The organism is Klebsiella sp. D-Nf1, assembly GCF_002810515.1.
Taxonomy (GTDB): Bacteria; Pseudomonadota; Gammaproteobacteria; order Enterobacterales; family Enterobacteriaceae; genus Klebsiella; species Klebsiella variicola.
In genome coordinates this window covers 1,049,935-1,067,019 of record NZ_PIOK01000001.1, presented here as the reverse complement: position 1 = coordinate 1,067,019, position 17,085 = coordinate 1,049,935, and the positions used below count along the sequence as shown (strand labels likewise).

Annotated in this window: 14 protein-coding genes and 4 pseudogenes; 9 read left to right on the top strand and 9 right to left on the bottom strand. The window is 48.4% G+C overall.

The genetic code is table 11. The features are described from left to right. Positions 1 to 108 precede the first annotated feature (108 nt). The 4 genes and pseudogenes from CWM54_RS05250 to CWM54_RS29170 all read left to right on the top strand — a co-directional run. A complete protein-coding gene (locus CWM54_RS05250) occupies positions 109 to 2,070 on the top strand; it encodes an FUSC family protein (protein WP_100680232.1) in 1,962 nt (653 codons plus the stop codon). An 85-nt stretch (positions 2,071 to 2,155) separates the two neighbouring features. Beyond that, positions 2,156 to 2,524, top strand: a complete 369-nt coding sequence (locus CWM54_RS05245; protein WP_100680231.1) for a winged helix-turn-helix transcriptional regulator — start codon at positions 2,156 to 2,158, stop codon at positions 2,522 to 2,524. A gap of 494 nt (positions 2,525 to 3,018) precedes the next feature. Then, positions 3,019 to 3,240 (top strand): annotated as a pseudogene (locus CWM54_RS05235) (alpha/beta hydrolase); the annotation flags it as partial. A gap of 177 nt (positions 3,241 to 3,417) precedes the next feature. Next, positions 3,418 to 3,582 (top strand): annotated as a pseudogene (locus CWM54_RS29170) (IS3 family transposase); the annotation flags it as partial. A 16-nt stretch (positions 3,583 to 3,598) separates the two neighbouring features. On the opposite strand, the gene CWM54_RS05230 reads toward CWM54_RS29170, so the two are convergent. The 4 genes from CWM54_RS05230 to CWM54_RS05215 all read right to left on the bottom strand — a co-directional run bounded on the left by CWM54_RS05230 (position 3,599) and on the right by CWM54_RS05215 (position 6,242). Next, on the bottom strand, positions 3,599 to 4,201 hold the full coding sequence (locus CWM54_RS05230; protein ID WP_046619800.1) for an NAD(P)H-dependent oxidoreductase: 603 nt from the start codon (positions 4,199 to 4,201) through the stop codon (positions 3,599 to 3,601). A gap of 82 nt (positions 4,202 to 4,283) precedes the next feature. Continuing rightward, complete coding sequence (locus tag CWM54_RS05225) at positions 4,284 to 4,655, bottom strand: DUF2255 family protein (protein WP_016161036.1); 372 nt, start codon at positions 4,653 to 4,655, stop codon at positions 4,284 to 4,286. Between the two features lie 125 nt (positions 4,656 to 4,780). Then, a complete protein-coding gene (locus CWM54_RS05220; RefSeq protein WP_100696280.1) occupies positions 4,781 to 5,038 on the bottom strand; it encodes a hypothetical protein in 258 nt (85 codons plus the stop codon). 106 nt (positions 5,039 to 5,144) lie between these two features. Then, the gene (locus CWM54_RS05215; RefSeq protein WP_032691186.1) at positions 5,145 to 6,242 is read right to left on the bottom strand and encodes an alpha/beta hydrolase; all 1,098 of its coding nucleotides are present in this window, start codon (positions 6,240 to 6,242) and stop codon (positions 5,145 to 5,147) included. 29 nt (positions 6,243 to 6,271) lie between these two features. On the opposite strand from CWM54_RS05215, the pseudogene CWM54_RS29165 reads away from it, so the two are divergent. Next, a pseudogene (locus CWM54_RS29165) lies at positions 6,272 to 6,454 on the top strand (hypothetical protein); the annotation flags it as partial. On the opposite strand, the pseudogene CWM54_RS05210 reads toward CWM54_RS29165, so the two are convergent. Continuing rightward, positions 6,404 to 7,411, bottom strand: a pseudogene (locus CWM54_RS05210) (iron-containing alcohol dehydrogenase); the annotation flags it as partial. The pseudogenes CWM54_RS29165 and CWM54_RS05210 overlap by 51 nt on opposite strands. A 264-nt stretch (positions 7,412 to 7,675) precedes the next feature. On the opposite strand from CWM54_RS05210, the gene CWM54_RS05205 reads away from it, so the two are divergent. After that, positions 7,676 to 8,590, top strand: a complete 915-nt coding sequence (locus CWM54_RS05205) for an AraC family transcriptional regulator (protein ID WP_016161032.1) — start codon at positions 7,676 to 7,678, stop codon at positions 8,588 to 8,590. 17 nt (positions 8,591 to 8,607) lie between these two features. Here the strand turns inward: CWM54_RS05205 and CWM54_RS05200 are convergent, their stop codons facing one another. Beyond that, entirely contained in the window at positions 8,608 to 9,501 is an 894-nt protein-coding gene (locus CWM54_RS05200; protein WP_100680226.1) for a LysR family transcriptional regulator, read from the bottom strand. 185 nt (positions 9,502 to 9,686) lie between these two features. Between CWM54_RS05200 and CWM54_RS05195 the strand changes: the two genes are divergently transcribed. The 3 genes from CWM54_RS05195 to CWM54_RS05185 all read left to right on the top strand — a co-directional run bounded on the left by CWM54_RS05195 (position 9,687) and on the right by CWM54_RS05185 (position 13,789). Then, positions 9,687 to 10,844 (top strand): iron-containing alcohol dehydrogenase, encoded by a 1,158-nt coding sequence (locus tag CWM54_RS05195; protein ID WP_100696276.1) that lies wholly within the window; start codon positions 9,687 to 9,689, stop codon positions 10,842 to 10,844. Between the two features lie 418 nt (positions 10,845 to 11,262). Continuing rightward, on the top strand, positions 11,263 to 12,438 hold the full coding sequence (locus CWM54_RS05190) for an NAD(P)-dependent alcohol dehydrogenase (protein ID WP_223172851.1): 1,176 nt from the start codon (positions 11,263 to 11,265) through the stop codon (positions 12,436 to 12,438). 142 nt (positions 12,439 to 12,580) lie between these two features. After that, the gene (locus tag CWM54_RS05185; protein WP_052145540.1) at positions 12,581 to 13,789 is read left to right on the top strand and encodes an MFS transporter; all 1,209 of its coding nucleotides are present in this window, start codon (positions 12,581 to 12,583) and stop codon (positions 13,787 to 13,789) included. A gap of 139 nt (positions 13,790 to 13,928) precedes the next feature. Here the strand turns inward: CWM54_RS05185 and gap are convergent, their stop codons facing one another. From gap to CWM54_RS05170, 3 genes are all read right to left on the bottom strand, one after another. Continuing rightward, positions 13,929 to 14,939, bottom strand: a complete 1,011-nt coding sequence (gene gap / locus CWM54_RS05180; protein WP_046881457.1) for a type I glyceraldehyde-3-phosphate dehydrogenase — start codon at positions 14,937 to 14,939, stop codon at positions 13,929 to 13,931. A 77-nt stretch (positions 14,940 to 15,016) separates the two neighbouring features. Next, positions 15,017 to 15,997, bottom strand: a complete 981-nt coding sequence (locus CWM54_RS05175; RefSeq protein WP_012541721.1) for a GlxA family transcriptional regulator — start codon at positions 15,995 to 15,997, stop codon at positions 15,017 to 15,019. A 199-nt stretch (positions 15,998 to 16,196) separates the two neighbouring features. Then, entirely contained in the window at positions 16,197 to 16,982 is a 786-nt protein-coding gene (locus tag CWM54_RS05170; RefSeq protein ID WP_100696274.1) for a MipA/OmpV family protein, read from the bottom strand. Positions 16,983 to 17,085 lie beyond the last annotated feature (103 nt).

Here is a 17,085-nt window from a genome sequence, read left to right as displayed (position 1 = left end):
CTCGATGTTAGTCGTCTTGCAAGAAAAGAGCAGACGCCATCTATGAAGTCAACACCATGTTGGTCATTGTTGTAAAGTACTGAGTGCATTATCTTTCCAGGAAAAAGCATGTTTGAATATCTACGTTTCCCCGTGAAACTGGCATTTGCATTGGTTTCAGCGCTGGTCATTGGTTTTTATTTTAATCTCGAAATGCCTCGATGGGCGATCATGACCGCCGGCATCGTTGCCGGCGGCTCGGCGTTTTCAGCTGGCGGGGATCCTTATGCCGGAGCCCTTCGTCTCCGGGGAATTCTGCGTATCATTGGCACTTTTATAGGAAGCAGTGCAGCGCTAATATTGATCATCCTTTTTGCCCGCACACCATCCCTGCTTTTGCTTACGGCATGCGCCTGGGCCGGATTCTGTGTCTGGGTGTCCACGCTGGTGCGAATTGAAAATACCAGCGCAATGGCCACTGCAAGCTATACAGCGCTAACCGTACTCGTCACTGTTTATGCCAGTAATAACATGACACTGGCTCCGGTATACGCAATTGAAAGATGCAGTGAAATTGTGCTGGGAATTTTCTGTGCCCTTCTGGCTGACGTCATTTTTTCACCTAAATCTATTAAACATATTGTTGAACACGAGGCTGAGACCCTTATTACGCTTCAGTGCCAGCTTATGGCGCTTGCAGCAACATCTACGGATCAAAAAGCGCTCGACAAAAAAATGCTCGAGATCCTTCGCAGATCTGCAGCCCTAAAGTCAATGGTGGTTAACCTGAAAATGGAAGCCGGGCATTGGGAACTTGCCTCGCGGCGTCTAACCGCTATCCACATACGTTCTCTGACGTTGCTCACCCTTTCTCTGGATATTTTTCTGGCCCGCAAAATGAACACCGGTAATATCAATACAGATATTGACTCACTGCTTCAGGACGCACCTGGCGATGTTGAATCCTCTTTGCGCTACCTGCGAGATTTCCGCTACAGACTTGCCATGCTTTCGGTTAACAGTCGATTATCCTCCCAGGCTGAATGGAGCAGAAATGCTGGAGAGTTTTTTTTACTGCTGAAGTGTTTTAAGGGCAATTTAAGACCATCATCCATCGAAGAAAAAATCCTCTCAGCAGTCCAACCGTCGCCGGAACGTTCTCTGGAATCACATTCTGCCCGCGTGAACGGTCTGCGAACCTTCATTGCGACGGGGACAGCCGCATTTTTATGGCTGTATAGCGGCTGGACGTCAGGTAGCAGTTGCATGATTTTACTTGGGGTCGTGACGGCTCTTGCAATGCGTTCGCCTAACCCCATTGCCGTAGCCAAAGATTTTGTCTACGGCATGACGGTTGCCGCGCCAATATCTTTTCTACTTTATACGGTCGTTATCCCCTCGACGCAGCAGAGTCTGATTCTGCTTTGCATTATGCTTGGACTGGTTGCTTTCATAAGCGGAATTTTTCTTCAGCGCAGACAGCTAGGAACCATGGGAGCCTTTGCAGGCATTCTGAATGCGGTAACAATAGCGAATCCAATGGTTTTCAACATTAATACATTCACTGATAATGTGTTAGGACAGATAGTGGGTAGTCTCTTCGCGTTCGCGGTTATTCTGCTGATCCCCGATCGGTCTCAGTCCCGAACCACCCAAAAAATTATGAATACATTGATTTATTCAATAACCACATCACTAAACCCTGCAAACCGCAGGCAAAGTAAAACACACCTGCCTGCCCTTTATCAGCATTTGAGCCTGCTGCAGTCTCTTCATCCGGGAGATTTAGACAAGCTCAGAATGTCGCTTGGGTTGATTGTCGGCCACAATCACCTTGCCAATGCACAACTCCCGGATAATCCCGCTCTAAATATGCCTTATCGAGAGCTCCGAAGCGCAGCCGATGAGGTGAAATACGCCAGTAATAATGAAAAAAGAAAAGAGAAGCTTAATATGTATTTGGCGAGGCTTCGTACATATCAGCAAATGCTCGTGAAGGTTAAGGCTTCCCGGGAAGTATCCGAAAGCGTAGACAGACTCGTTTATCTTACAGAAACCTACCATCATGCTTTTGTGAAGCCGGGATCATAAAGCAGCCGAAAGAATCCCTACGTCGGGAAGTCACAACTAAGCATATGTAGATAGAGCATTAATGAAATAGTTTGGGTGGAAGATTATGGAAGAAACGGGCAAAACAGCCGCAGGGAAGTCGCCATTAAGCAGTAAAAATGAAATACTAAGTGGATGCCAGGCCCAGACTATTTTTAACCATATCACCAGTAAATGGGGGGTTAAAACAATTATTGTACTCATGCAAGGTGAACTACGGTTTTCTCAGTTAAAAAGGCATCTTCACAACATTACGGACCGGATGTTGATAAAGACGCTACATGAGCTCGAAGAAGATGGACTTATCTGTAGAGAATTTAATGAAACGGAACGTAATAAGGCTTTTTACAGCTTGTCTTCAGAGGGGAATGAGCTCGCGGTTATTCTAAAATCGGTAACAGAATGGGTACAAAGTTTCAGCACTCGCTCATCCTGAACAGAGTATTTTTTAATTACTATGCCACCATCAGAGGAGTTATGCAGGTGACAATATTTAATCATGTCAGGTTAGGTTAAAGCCCGCCTGAAACCCATCATTTCCAGCGATGTGTCTGGCGCACTGGCGCGGTTTGCCGATCTACGTAATGAACACACTGATAGACGTCGTCAGGGAAGCGCGTCTTTCGTTATCGTAGCCCACCAGGCGCCTGGTCCGCTCCGGCAGAAATGGCAGTGTGCCGGGCCAAAAACCAGGCCACCGAGCACGGGGCGGCGTGGCAACCGCTGGGATAACAGGGTGGCCAAATCGTTCTTTAGTACACTGAGAAATGAACGTACAAGGAAGATTACTGTCAGCTAAAGCTAACTACATAGTTTTAGTTCATGAAGTGAATTACTCATAGAAAATTAAAACTTTTGACAAAACAATAAAGTAGTCACAGAATTTTCCATGAACCAAGTTTTTACTCAACATAAGTTAAATCGTGTTGATTGTTAACTTACTTCATGGTCTTAGATATTACCCCGCGTCCGATCATGCTGGTTGCAGGTGAAAATGCGCACTCGCTTTATAATTCTCAGGACGTTTACGAAGCCGCCAGTAATCCTAAAGAGCTGCTCATTGTACCTGATGCCGAACATGTTGACCTGCACGATAATCCGGAAAAAATCCCGTTTGATAAACTGGAAGCTTTTTTCAAAGCTAACCTGTAATCCATCTACCGCCTCTGCAGGAGACATATGGTTGCAACCGGCCACATCCTGTATCAGGGAAAGGAATTTCTTGTTCAACACGCTCATTTCCTTATAGAGGTTCAGTACTCCGCTGAGCGAGCATGGACGCTTTGCATCGGGAGTACATATGCCCTCCCCTACAAATGATTCACATAGTTCGCCCGTAAACCTGTGTGCTGGGCCATGTCGACGTCGCCGGGCTCAGCACTCACGGTCAAAGCGTTGCAGATGGCCTGGGAGCTTCGGGGTAAGCCAACAGGAGTGTTGCTCCATAGCGTCAAAGACAGCCACTATACCAGTCTCCAGTATAAGAGCCGCCTTCTGTGAAGGCGGATTCCTACTTTGTCAGGCGTTCAATCAGCTGGCGCTGGTATTCAGGCAGTTGGCTGGTTCTCACCCCCTGAAAAACAAGTGGCGGGAGCCATGTCATGCCCGCATGTAATGCACTGGCTTTCATGGGGGTGAAAACATCGGCAAGCTCGGTACCTGTTCTGCCATTTTTTCCGTATGTTGAGTCATCACCGGCAGCAGTTGTAACAATAAGCATTTCCTTACCCTTCCATAAATCCGGGCCAACGCTACCCCATGTGTCATTCATATACGCTTTCATCATTGGGGTGATATTGAACCAGTGAGTGGGAAAGATAAACACTATCCTGTCATTCTGGCGTGTGATACGCCTCTCCTCATCACCGTTTATCTTGCGCGTATCGAAACCATAGAGCGTTTCAAGGTTACGAACAGTGACTCCATCTACGCTCTCAGCCGCCTGCTGTAGCCCTTTAATCATAACGGACCGCTCCGGATACGGATGAGAAACGATTACAAGCGTCCTTATATGGCTTTTCTCTTTACTGATGGCAGCTTTTAGGGGGATCACTAAGACCAGCAGAAAAAGCGCCAGCATTTTAACAGGCAGGCCCGGAAAGAGTGGTTTCATACTTGCCTCCAGTTTCAGGGAAATTAAAGTTAAACAGGCAGATTTTGCCTCACAGAACACGCAGTATCACTTTGACAGGAAATCACGAAGGTAAAATCTCAATCGTGGCCGCTCTGGCGCGTGTCCCTGTCATTGCGGAAACATAGCTGCTGCCGGAGTACTTTTTCTGGTAAGCCTGATCTATTTTACTTTCAAGCTCAGGGTCTGATGGTTTTGCGAACAGGACGTCGAACTCCTGTCCAATAGCCAGTATCTTACCCGCCTGCTGGGACAATGCAGCCTGATACCATTTTGAACGGGTACCACTATAGGCTCGGACGAAAAGTCGGTTATCCACCTTCACTTCCCAAATCCATGTCGGCGTACCGGTCGTATTCATATCGGGATGATACGGAGCGATTTTAAGGTCATCGGCCGCATCTATTCTTGTTAATACTTCAGAGTTCCAGAACATAAACCTCTCCTCTTTCATATCGGCTGTTTTTTCTCTTGCACCATTAACACGATAAATTAATGTTGCATGAGAAATTAGAGCCTGCTTCACCAGTAACAGCAGAGTGGCTGTTATTTGAATTAGGATTAATGCATCTCAGCGACGGTATTACCGGCTATCAACTGAATAATATATTGGCGGTCCATAATAAAACTGAGTTGGCATGCCTTTCCTGCGGTTGCCAGTCGACTCCAGAGTGCCAGCACTGCCCGTATTTTTGCCTGTTCGAGCGCAAAACCAATACCATCAAGACTGTCTGCGTTTATCTGAAGTTCTTTTATCATCTTCACGCATTCGCCGATCAGGTCATCATAGCTAAGTGAAAACGTTTGTTTAGTATCCATTCGGCACGCTCTTTAGGGGGAATACCCAACACCCCATGCTAAGAGAGCAGTGTCTGTCGTTTGTCGCACAGACACTGCATCTGAAAACACCGGACGATGCTATGGCTTACTTATTAAGATTTTTGTTGAAAAATGCAGTGATGTTATCGAATGGGATCTTATCCATACGATCATATAAATCGACATGTGTGGCATCTTTAACAATCAGAAGCTCTTTTGGTTGATTTGCCGCTTCATAAGCCGTTTTGGAGAAGTAAAGCGAATGCGCTTTTTCACCATGGATGAACAGGATCGGGCGCGGAGAAATTTCCTTAATATAGGTCATGAGCGGGAAATTCATGAAGGCCATCGGCGTTGTCACAGACCATGAGTTACCAGAGTTGACGGCTCGGGGATGATAGCCGCGTTTGGTCATGTAATAGTCCGCATAGTCCACGAGGAACTGTGCTTCACCGCCCTTCAGTTTATTATAGGCTGGCTGGTATGCAGGTTTACCGTTTGCTGCATCTTCCCAGCGCTGGAGGCTCATCTTCTCCAGCGCCTGCTCGCGTTGCTCCGGCGTTACGCTGTCATTGTATCCTTTCGACATCACGCGGCTCATATCATACATGGTGCTGGCAACGACCGCTTTTACGCGTTTATCCACGGCAACAGCGTTCAGGGCAATCCCACCCATGCCGCAGATACCGATGACACCGATACGTTCACGATCCACATAAGGTTGCAGTCCAATGAAATCGACTGCGGCCATAAAGTCTTCGGTATTGATATCAGGTGAAGCAATATTGCGGGGTTCACCACTGCTTTCACCGGTATAAGACGGATCAAATGCCAGCGTCACGAATCCGCGCTCTGCCAGGGTCTGAGCATAAAGACCTGAAGCCTGCTCTTTTACCGCGCCAAATGGCCCGGAAATCACAAGCGCAGCAAGCTTCTTGTTCCCGCGATCTTTAGGAAGATATACATCAGCGGCCAGCGTAATGCCGTAACGGTTCTTAAAAGTAACTTTTTGATGATCCACTTTTTCGCTCCTTGGGAAAGTTTTATCCCACGTCTGAACCAGACGGACTGAAGAATCTGCTGTGCCTGGTGCAGGCTGGGCGACTGCAGCTTCTGTTGAAATCAGAGCCATCGCCCCGGCAAGGAGTGCGCCATTAAAAAAGCGCGTTGAAGATTTTAGCGTCATGATATTAAAACCTTTCATTGGATATTGAGGGATATGTTTCAGACAGCATGCATGAGTATTTCAGTTACAACTTCCGGCGGGTAATCACTGGCGATACCAAACGCTTTGACATTGATCTGGACGTTCTCAACGATAGCGGGCAGATCTGCTTCCCTGATGTTCAGCTGTTCAAGACGTGTTGGCGTACCAATTTCTTCGAACCACTTCTCAAGCGCTGCGATGCCGTCGTCTGCCGAACTGAGTCCGAACACATATTTTGCGAAACGCTCAAACTGCGGTGTACTTCGGTTTTTGTACCACTTCATCCAGGCGGGCATAACAACGGACAACCCTGCCCCATGCGGAACGTTGAAAAGTGCGGATAAAGAGTGCTCGATTGCATGATTCGGATAACTAAATCCGGCACAGCCTGACAGGATCAAACCGTTTTGAGCAAGGGTTGCAGCCCAGGCAAATTCCCCACGCGCAGCCTCATCATCCGGACTGGCGATGAGCGTTTGTGTGGTTTCAATTACCGTATTTAGGAGTGCTTCAACCAGTCGCGACTGAATTGCAGGCTGAACGGTTGCGGTGAAGTACACTTCGATAAGGTGTGAAATGATATCAGCGGCAGAATAGACGAGGTAATCGCGGGAGACGCCCGCCATCAGTGCCGGACTCAGTACGGATACCACCGGACGCGTGTAGTCGTTACCGATCGATAATTTTTCATGTGTTTCTTCATTGGTGACAACGGCATACGGGTTCATTTCGCTTCCCGTTGCGGCCAGGGTCAGAATGGCAAACAAAGGTAAAGCAGAGGAAAGCTCGCCTTTACCAGCGAATAAATCCCAGACGTCACCATTATAATGTGCACCGGCCGCAATAGCCTTAGCACTGTCAAGTACGGAGCCGCCGCCAACGCTCAGGATAGCGTCCACGTTATGGTGTTTCGCCAGTTCCACCCCTTCACGGACTTTGGATATCACCGGGTTACTTACGATACCGCCAAGTTCTATATACTCGATGCCGTTATCGGCAAGATTCTGGCTGACCGTAGCGAACAGGCCCTCTCGTTTAATACGTTCGCTTCCGTAACACAGCAGGACTTTACGTGCGCCAGCACTGGCAATGTGTGCACCGATAGTATCTTCTTTTCCGGAACCGAATTCGATTCGGGTTGGGGTGTAGAAAGTAAACTCTTTCACGTATGTCTCCTCCGGATAACCTGTCTGGCAGTTAAAAATGGCTTTAACCTGAACGGTTTAAATTTGCTCGCGGTGAACCCTGACTTACAGGACACTGCCTCATTTCAGTGTTGTTATTTTGAGTGTCTTTAATGAAAGGTGTTATTAAAATACTCTGCATTATTTGCCTGATCCTCTGAACCTGATCTCAAAGCGTGTATTTCAATTTTCATAGCTGCTAAGTTGTTAACGTCAAAAGACGTAACAAATGTGAGGCATTACAGAATGATTTCTGACAAGTCGGTTGAAAAACTACTGGGTGAACTTTCGGTCGATATAGCTCAGCGCACACCCGGTACCGGTGATTTCCCTACAGCCGTAGAAGGTCTCGAATTGTTCCGCCGAAACGAACCCGCTCCTCCGGTAAGCTGCCTGGTCCCTCCCAGTATCGTTCTGGTAGCCGATGGCGCGAAGATCATGTGGGTTGGTGGTGAACCTTACGAATACAATGCGGAAAAATTCCTGATCACCTCTCTTGACCTGCCAGCCAGCTCGGAAGTATTACAGGCTTCGACATCCCGTCCCTGCGTGGGCGTAGCCTATAAACTTGACCAGCGCGTGCTGATGGAATTAATTGCACAGGGAAGCCTGCCGCCGGTTAAAAAACGAGACGCGGGAACGGGTGTCGGTATAGGAACTATTACTGATGTTTTGCTGGAGCCTTTCTGCCGTCTGCTTTCTTTGCTTGACGAGCCTGAAGCCATTCCTGTTCTCGGGCCGCTGATTCAAAGGGAGATACATTACCGGCTTTTGATGAGCGATCAGTCAGATCATCTCAGACAGATTGCAGCAGTAGACGGCCATGGCTACCGTATCGGTAAAGCTATTGACTGGTTAAAGACCAATATTGCATCACCTTTACGCGTAGAAGAACTGGCAAGTCGGGTGCAAATGAGCACACCCTCTTTCCACCAACACTTCAGGCAGCTTGCGGGAATGAGCCCACTACGGTATCAGAAATGGCTGCGCCTTAATGAAGCCAGGCGACTGATGCTGAATGAACATTACGATGTCACCACAGCAGCCTATGCTGTCGGTTACGAAAGCCTGTCCCATTTCAGCCGGGAATATACGCGGATGTTCGGGGAATCACCCAAGAGGGATATAACCGTGCTGAGAAAGTCAGCTGGTAAGCTTTAGTATTATCGTCATGTATTTTACCTTATCCTGTTATTGTACCGGTTGCGCAAAACTTGCAGGAAAGCCATAAAGGCGGGAGAATCCTGTCGGCGGTGAGGATAAAAGATGTGGTAGCCCTCAAACCAGGGGCACCACTCGGTCAGGACCGCCATCAACCTGCCGTTTCTGATATATTCATCCGCAACATATTCTGGAAGGCAGGCTACGCCCAGGCCATCAAGAGCGGCATCAAGCTGATGTACCGTGCTGTTCGCAATATATTGCCCCTTCACCTTCAGGCTGAACTTCTGGTCTTCCTTCTCGAATTCCCAGGCATACAAACCACTCGTGTCGGAATACCGGACATTGATGCAGTTGTGATTCAAAAGATCCTGCGGTTTTTTAGGCTTCCCATAGCGTTGAAAATAATCCGGTGCTGCAACAATCAATTGCCGCCAGTCCTGGCTGATTTTAACGGCAATCATATCATTATTCAGCGCATCTCCGGGGCGGATCCCCGCGTCAAAACGCTGATCAACGATGTCGGTAAATCCATAATCAATTCCGATTTCAATCTGAATGTCAGGGTAGCGGCTCAGGAAGTCAGGCAGCACCGGGCGGATCAGGTACTGGATAACATCATCTGAACCCGTAAGGCGAATGATGCCAGTGGGCTTTTCACGAAGCTCACTCAGCCGACTAATTGCGTCATCAACCTGCTCCATCAAGGGGCCAATTTCGTTGCTCAGCCTTTCACCCGCTTCTGTGGTGGAGATACTGCGGGTGGTTCTGGCCAGCAACCTGATCCCAAGCCTTTCTTCCAGGGATTTTACTGTATGGCTGACAGCTGAGGGCGTCACACCGATCTCTGCTGCCGCTTTAGTAAAGCTCTTGAGTCTGGCCACGCTTAAAAAAACTTTCAGTTCATCCACACTCGCCTCCTCCAAGGGAGAAGCCAGCGTACCAGCCAATGATTAATTATCAAATATTTTTCACAAGTAAGTGAAATAAATGCTGATTAATAAATTTTATATCAAATGTTACCTTCACATCATCAATAGTGAGCGTGTCATCACACTGATAACGCGTTTGTGGCTCTGATCCTGAGGTAACAGTTATGCAAGATTTCATCTATCACAACCCGGTAAAAATTCTGTTTGGGCATGACCAAATCCCTGCACTTGCGCAGGAAGTCCCGCAGGATAAAAAGGTCATGATCGTCTATGGCGGAGGCAGCGTAATAAAACACGGCATTCTGCAACGCGTAAAAGGATCCCTTAAAAACACCCTTGTTTTTGAATTTGGTGGGGTTGAACCCAATCCACATTACGAAACCCTGATGAAAGCGGTCGAGATTGTCAAAGTGGAAAAAATTGATTTTCTCCTGGCCGTTGGCGGTGGTTCAGTCATCGATGGTACAAAATTCATCGCCGCGGCCGCTCTTTATGAAAATGATCCGTGGGAAATTATCACCAGCTATGGCAGCGTAGTGAAACAGGCTTTGCCTTTTGGATGCGTACTGACGCTTGCAGCGACGGGGTCCGAGATGAATAACACGGCTGTGATTAATCGTGCCACCACGCAGGATAAACTTTTTTTTGCATCTCCGTGCGTTATGCCGCAGTTCTCCGTGCTTGAACCGGAAATTACCTACACTCTGCCTGAGAGACAAACCGCAAACGGGGTTGTGGATGCCTTTGTCCATATACTTGAACAATATATCACTTACCCGGTAAACGCGAAGGTGCAGGACCGCCTGGCGGAAGGATTGCTCAATACGCTGAAAGAAGAAGGCCCGACAGCCCTTAAAAATCCTCAAGACTACGACGCCAGAGCGAATATCATGTGGGCGGCTACAATGGCCCTGAATGGGATGTTAAGTGCCGGTGTACCGACAGACTGGGCTTCTCACTTGATTGGTCAGGAAATTACAGCCTTGTATGGCATTGACCACGCCCGCACTCTGGCGATTGTGATGCCTGCCCTGTGGCGCTACTGCAAAAATGAAAAATCTGAGAAGCTGGCTCAGTACGGTGCTCGGGTCTGGAATATTCCCGCATCTGATACCGAAAAAATGGCCGATGAGGCTATCAATGCCACGGTCGCTTTTTTTGAACAACTGGGGGTTAAAACCAGACTCTCTGATTATGATTTAGGGGATGAAGCCATTGCAGAAGTTATTCGTAAGTTAAAAGAACATGGTCACATTGCCTTGGGTGAGCATGGAAAAATTACGGCCAGAGAGGCTGAGGCCTTATTGAATATGGCGCTTTAATAAGTATAGCCTGCGATTTTCGCAGGCTAAATCTATGACGGTGGTGAGCTGGAATACCGCAATATCATAATAATCAATTTATTATCTGCATTGAGAAGAGAAGTAGTGTCAGATGCCGGACTCATTTCCGTATTAGCGAAAGACTGTACCTTCATTGTCACCGCACCACAGACTTGATCTACCAATGCAACCCTCAGAGGATCAGGCAAGTAATTTGAAGTATTTGTGTATTTTATGTTACCTCAAGCCTGTAAATTGTTATCTGCTCACTTAACAGATGAATTTATCTGAAAGTACGCTGGCGTTTTCCTGGCCTCCAGGAAAATTTAACTTGCCGGGATTAACCATTATTAGCATACATTCGGCTTCCTTTCAGAAGCGGAAAGCAAACCCGGTCAAAAATATGAGCAGGAGTGTAATGATGGATGAAGAAAAAAATCTGACTCGTCGCGAATTTGTTGTTCGTTCTGGGGTTGTCATAGGAGCCGGTGTGTTGCTGAGCAGTCCAATTGGTTCACTTGCCGCTGATGTAAATGGTTCCAGAGTGAGAACTCGCGGTTATGCAGCGTTTGACACTTCCGGAAAACTCTCGCCCTGGTCCTTTGAACGCAGAGCAGTTGGTGACAACGATATTTTGATTGAGACTAAATATGCAAGTATTTGCCACTCTGATATCCATCAGATGAAAGGACACTGGGGGGTCCAAAAATATCCTCAGGTTCCAGGGCATGAAATCGTAGGCATTGTGGCGGCGGTTGGAAAGAATGTCACCCGGTTCAAGATCGGTGATCGAGCAGGCGTTGGATGTATGGTCAACAGCACTCTTCCAGACTCAGAGCTGATGCAGCTTGAGAACACGGAGCAATACAGTCCAGCTACTGTCTTCACTTATGGTTTCCCTGAAAGCGATTCTCCCACGGGAATTTCACAGGGAGGGTATTCCACAAACATCGTGGTGCGCGATCATTTTGCTGTTCATATTCCTGAAAACATTACCTTCCAGGAAGCTGCACCCTTGCTTTGTGCAGGCATTACCACTTATTCACCGCTCATGAAGGCTGGTATCGTCAAGGGAATGAAAGTTGGAGTGGCCGGAATTGGTGGTCTGGGCCATATGGCCATAAAGCTTGCCGTGTCTAAAGGAGCGGAGGTATATGCATTCACAACTACGCCATCGAAAGTTGACGATATTCTTTCCTTCGGGGCCAAAGAAGTAATTGTGGTCGATAGTTCTGACAAATTGAAGGCTTATCAGGGAAGTCTGGATTATATGATTTCCACGATCCCTTATCAGTTCGACGTCGCAGCCTACGCATCAGTTGTGAAGCCATACGGAACTTTCACCCAGATCGGCATGCCAGAAGGTTTTCAGATTACACTCAATGCGCTTGGTCTTGCAGCATCAAGAGTTAATTTCAATGCGTCAATGATTGGCGGCATGAAAGAAACTCAGGAAGTTGTAAATTACTGTTCTGAAAATAAAATATTACCCACCATCCAGATAATCAAGGCAGAGCAAATTAATGAAGCATGGGATAACGTGTTTAATAAGAAAGCCCGATATCGCTATGTTATAGATGCGTCGACGATGTGATATCAGGAATATGTAACACTTTCCAGATTCATAAGTCCATTGACGTTGTGATGTTCATATTAATCCTCTCTTTTTAATTTTAACCCTCTTTTTGGGGCCGGTGGCCCCGTTTTTTTCAATGCCCGTTTTAAAGGTACTGACGATGACAAAAAAGCATTCAAAAATAGAACAAACATCTTTGAATGATACTTCAGATAATTCTAACTGGAATGGTGTATTCGCTATTTCACTCTGCGTGTTTGCTCTGATCGCTTCAGAGTTCATGCCTGTCAGTCTGTTAACTCCACTTGCCCATGATTTAGGGATAACGGAAGGTACAGCTGGTCAGGGAATGACAATCTCAGGTGTTTTTGCCGTATTTACAAGTCTTAGCATACGCAGACTAGCCGGAACACTGAACAGAAAGTTTCTTTTACTGGCGTTGACAGCTCTGATGGGATTATCTGCCGTGTTAGTCGCACTCGCCCCCAATTATCTTATCTATATGCTGGGGAGAGCTATGATTGGTGTTGTCATTGGAGGATTCTGGTCAATGTCAGTCGCTACAGCAGTAAGACTGGTGCACATTAGTAAGGTACCGCGTGCCCTAGCCGTGTTCAATGGAGGAAACGCCCTGGCAACCGTAGTGGCAGCCCCACTTGGAAGTTATCTTACGGCTGCCATAAGCTGGCGTGGAGCTTTTCTGTGTTTAGTACCTGTCGCAATAATTACGTTTGTATGGCAATGGATAAGCCTTCCTTCTATGGAGCCCGGCAAATCTGGTAAAACCGGGTCATCTGCTACCTCGCTTTTACGAAAAAAGAATGTCGCGGTTGGTATGTGTGCCGCCGGTATCTTTTTCATGGGGCAGTTTACTCTGTTTACCTACATCCGACCGTTTCTGGAGAATGTCACGAAAGTTAATTCTGATGCAGTAACGCTAATATTGTTACTGATTGGGGTAGCTGGACTTGCCGGAACGACAGCGATTGGTTTTGTGATCAAAAATCGCCTTTATCAGACACTGGTTGGGATACCACTTGTCATGGCTTCAGTCGCTGTAATCCTGATCCCTATGGGTAACAATATTCCTACCGTCTGTGTTTTGTTGGGACTTTGGGGCGTGTTATCAACAGCTGCACCGGTAGGATGGTGGAGCTGGGTTGCCAGTGCCACTGCGTCAGATACAGAATCAGGGGGCGGTCTTATGGTAGCAACAGTTCAGTTTTCAATCGCACTGGGGTCTACAGTGGGCGGGATTTTGTTTGATCAGTTTGGTTTTCAAAGTACATTTGCGTTGAGTGCAGGAATACTTATTTTCTCAGCGATATTGACTCTGTGGACCTCAAAGCTAAGAACAGTACCTGTATGAATCGTCGCTTAGCCTCCTAGGGAGCACCTGGCCACAACATATCGCAACTCCGTTCTTCACCGAAAGCATAAATGCTCTCTCGGGCATTTATGCTTTTATATCGCGGTCAAATAGATTTGTTATGTTTAATCTATGAATATTAGCTTTCACGCTTTGCCATCATCAATGCCAGGTCAACGAGACGATTAGAGAATCCCCATTCATTGTCGTACCACGCCAGAATTTTGACCATATTACCGCCAATCACCAGCGTTGATAGGCCGTCGATAATCGACGAGCGTGGGTCTCCCTGGTAATCGCTGGAGACGAGCGGTTCATCGCTATAACCCAGGATCCCTTTCAAAGGTCCCGTTGCGGCAGCTTCGCGAAAAGCATTGTTCACCTCTTCGACCGTCACATCTCGCTCAAGCGTGACGGTCAGGTCAACAATGGACACCACCGGCACAGGGACGCGTAGCGAGTAGCCCGTTAAACGGCCATCCAGCTCAGGAATAACTTTACCCAGAGCCTTCGCTGCGCCGCTGGAGTAAGGAACAATCGACAATGCTGCGGCGCGAGCCCCGCGCAGATCTTTTTCCGGCTGATCGTGCAGCGCCTGGCTGTTGGTGTAGGCATGGGTGGTGTTCATCAGACCATGTTTAATACCGAAATGCTGGTGCAGGACCTGCGCAGCAGGTGCAAGACCATTGGTGGTGCAGCTTCCGTTGCTTATCACGTAGTGTTTATCCGGGGAGTAGAGACTCTCATTAACGCCCATCACAATGGTTAAATCATCGTTTTTACCAGGGGCAGAGATAATCACGCGCTTCGCACCACCGCTGTGGATATGTACAGCCGCCTTTTCACGGTCAGTGAATAATCCTGTAGCCTCAATAACAATGTCGACTTCACGCTGACGCCACGGAATACTCGCCGGGTTGCGTTCACTGAATACGGTAATGGGTTTACCATCAACAACAAGCCCCCCTTCACCAGCGGTGACCTCTGCATCCAGCTTACCGAGCAGCGAGTCATATTTCAGCAGATGCGCCAGCGTTTTGCTGTCCGTCAAATCGTTGATTGCCACAATTTGAATATCCGGATTATCCAGTGCTGCGCGCAGTACATTGCGTCCGATACGGCCAAAACCGTTAATACCGACCTTTACCATAATTGACTCCTTATCTATATCTCTGGAGTCAGATTAGGACGGATAGGTTGTGGCGTAAATGACAAAAAAGGATCACTTTACGCCATTTTACGGCAGTGAAATCGTTGACGATATTCACCTGGAGTGAGGTTAAGCTGTTTTTCAAACAATCGTCGCAGGTTAATGCTGCTGCCAAATCCCGTTTGCTCGGCGATACGATCCAGCGTCTCGTTAGTCTGCTCCAAACGCTGCCGTGCGGCGGCCAGGCGGGCTTCCGCGACGTAGCGCGCCGGGGAAGCGCCGGTTTCCCGGGTAAAGACGCGGGTGAAATTTCGCGGACTCATGGCGACTTTTTCCGCCAGCTTATCTACGCTGAGGTCGGCGGTGAGGTTTTCGAGCAACCACGCCAGCAGATCGTTAATCGGGCCCTGTGAGGTGGTCTGCTGCAGGTTATAGCGGCTAAACTGTAGCTGGCCTCCGGGGCGACGCAGATACATGACGAAGTCCTGGGCAATATCGCGCGCCAGGCTGAAGCCGTAATCTTCTTCAACCAGCGCCAGCGTAAGATCAAAGCCGGAACTGACCCCGCCAGAGGTCCAGATATGTTCGTCCTGAATATAGAGCGGCCCGCCCTCGACGCGGACCTGCGGGAATTCCGCCTGCATGGTTTCCAGCAGTTTCCAGTGGGTAGTGGCCCGTCTGCCGTCCAGCAGTCCGGTTTGCGCCAGCAGCATCGCACCGCCGCAAATGGAGGCTATGCGGCGGGCATGGGGAGCGGCAAGGCGCAGCCAGTCAACCACCGCCATCCCTTCCTGCGGGTTTTGACCTCTGCCGGTAATCATGATGGTATCGCGGGGTTCACGCGGGTCAATCTCATGCAGGCGATGATCGGCCAGAAGATTTAAACCGGACTGACCATGGATAACCTGATGCGGTTGAGTTGTCGCTAGCTTGACCTGGTAGCAGATTTCCCGGGCACCTTCCGGGTGCAGGCGGTTGGCCTGCATCAAAATGTCAGCAATACCGGCGGATTCAAACAGCATGCCGCCATCGGGTACAATAATAAGTATCTTTTTCATGTCATGAAAAGTAATCTTTTTACAGAATAAGTCAACACGACAAACTCAAAGAATAAATTTTACTGTCGAAAGCACTGGGTTCTGATGGATGTAAAAATCTGAAGGCTCGGAAAGAGTGGTTTGGATATGGCTCCTTCCATCACCTGCCGCTCTCAATGTGATCCTTTCCCGACAAACCGCACGCCGCGCTTTCTCCGCCCTAAAATGTCCAGATGACAGCTGCTGTCAGTGCCGCCTCGTTACGTCGTAACACGATCGGGCTCTCATTTGCATGCTCCCCAAGCCAGGTATAGTCAGCGCTCAGGAGCGTGCCCCAGTGGGCATCAAACTGGTGACTCCAGGTCAGACTGTTGTCTATGCCATAAAATCCCCCCGGTGCTGAATAGCGGCTATAACCTGAGTGCTGGCTCTGCTGCGGATCCACCCCATACCAGGTATTCAGGTAACGGTTGTCGCCAAACAGGGCCGCCGTCTGAAAGGCGACCGTGTCATGGTCAGTTTGTACAGGGAGCAACGTCAAGGATGCCCGGTAGCTTACCCCCTGGCTGTCCGTTAAAGGCAGCGTCGCTTTACCTTCAACGCTGAGCCACGAAAGCGCCTGCCAGCCGACGGCAAGGGCCGTGTTCAGGGAGACGTCAATGTCTCCCATCCCTTTCAGATTATTTGCCCCTGCCCGCCAGCTGGCGTTTTTATCCGCCCTTCCCAGATCGTATCCCAGCGTATGTTCGAAGTACCAGCCGCTGGCGTTCTGCAGGTCATATCCCACCCCTTTCTGCGTATCAATAAAAAATGCGCCGTTACGCCCCTGAAGTACAGGAACCACCTGCCATACCTGCTTGTCTGAACCTGAATATCGCGGAGTGTAGTGGCCTCCCAGCCCAATGGTGAAGGTGCCGGAGAAAGTGTCATCATTTGCTTGTACGCAGGATGTCATGGCCGTCAAAAGCGGTACGGTCATATACAGGGCTTTTTTTATCGCTATCATACTGTTCTCCTCACAGACGCCGGCTTCTCCTGAGGCAGGAGCCGCCACAAAATGTTGGCGCAGTATGATTTGGCAAAATCAATGAATCGTCGGGATAGTGTTA

What these genes read in the sequence shown, in the direction of transcription:
- CWM54_RS05195 (WP_100696276.1), top strand. Translation starts at nt 9,687, where the DNA reads ATGCAAGATTTCATCTATCACAACCCGGTAAAAATTCTGTTTGGGCAT.
- CWM54_RS05230 (WP_046619800.1), bottom strand. Translation starts at nt 4,201, where the DNA reads ATGAAACCACTCTTTCCGGGCCTGCCTGTTAAAATGCTGGCGCTTTTT.
- CWM54_RS05170 (WP_100696274.1), bottom strand. Translation starts at nt 16,982, where the DNA reads ATGATAGCGATAAAAAAAGCCCTGTATATGACCGTACCGCTTTTGACG.
- CWM54_RS05225 (WP_016161036.1), bottom strand. Translation starts at nt 4,655, where the DNA reads ATGTTCTGGAACTCTGAAGTATTAACAAGAATAGATGCGGCCGATGAC.
- CWM54_RS05250 (WP_100680232.1), top strand. Translation starts at nt 109, where the DNA reads ATGTTTGAATATCTACGTTTCCCCGTGAAACTGGCATTTGCATTGGTT.
- CWM54_RS05245 (WP_100680231.1), top strand. Translation starts at nt 2,156, where the DNA reads ATGGAAGAAACGGGCAAAACAGCCGCAGGGAAGTCGCCATTAAGCAGT.
- CWM54_RS05185 (WP_052145540.1), top strand. Translation starts at nt 12,581, where the DNA reads ATGACAAAAAAGCATTCAAAAATAGAACAAACATCTTTGAATGATACT.
- CWM54_RS05190 (WP_223172851.1), top strand. Translation starts at nt 11,263, where the DNA reads ATGATGGATGAAGAAAAAAATCTGACTCGTCGCGAATTTGTTGTTCGT.
- CWM54_RS05220 (WP_100696280.1), bottom strand. Translation starts at nt 5,038, where the DNA reads ATGGATACTAAACAAACGTTTTCACTTAGCTATGATGACCTGATCGGC.
- CWM54_RS05205 (WP_016161032.1), top strand. Translation starts at nt 7,676, where the DNA reads ATGATTTCTGACAAGTCGGTTGAAAAACTACTGGGTGAACTTTCGGTC.
- CWM54_RS05175 (WP_012541721.1), bottom strand. Translation starts at nt 15,997, where the DNA reads ATGAAAAAGATACTTATTATTGTACCCGATGGCGGCATGCTGTTTGAA.
- CWM54_RS05215 (WP_032691186.1), bottom strand. Translation starts at nt 6,242, where the DNA reads ATGAAAGGTTTTAATATCATGACGCTAAAATCTTCAACGCGCTTTTTT.
- gap (WP_046881457.1), bottom strand. Translation starts at nt 14,939, where the DNA reads ATGGTAAAGGTCGGTATTAACGGTTTTGGCCGTATCGGACGCAATGTA.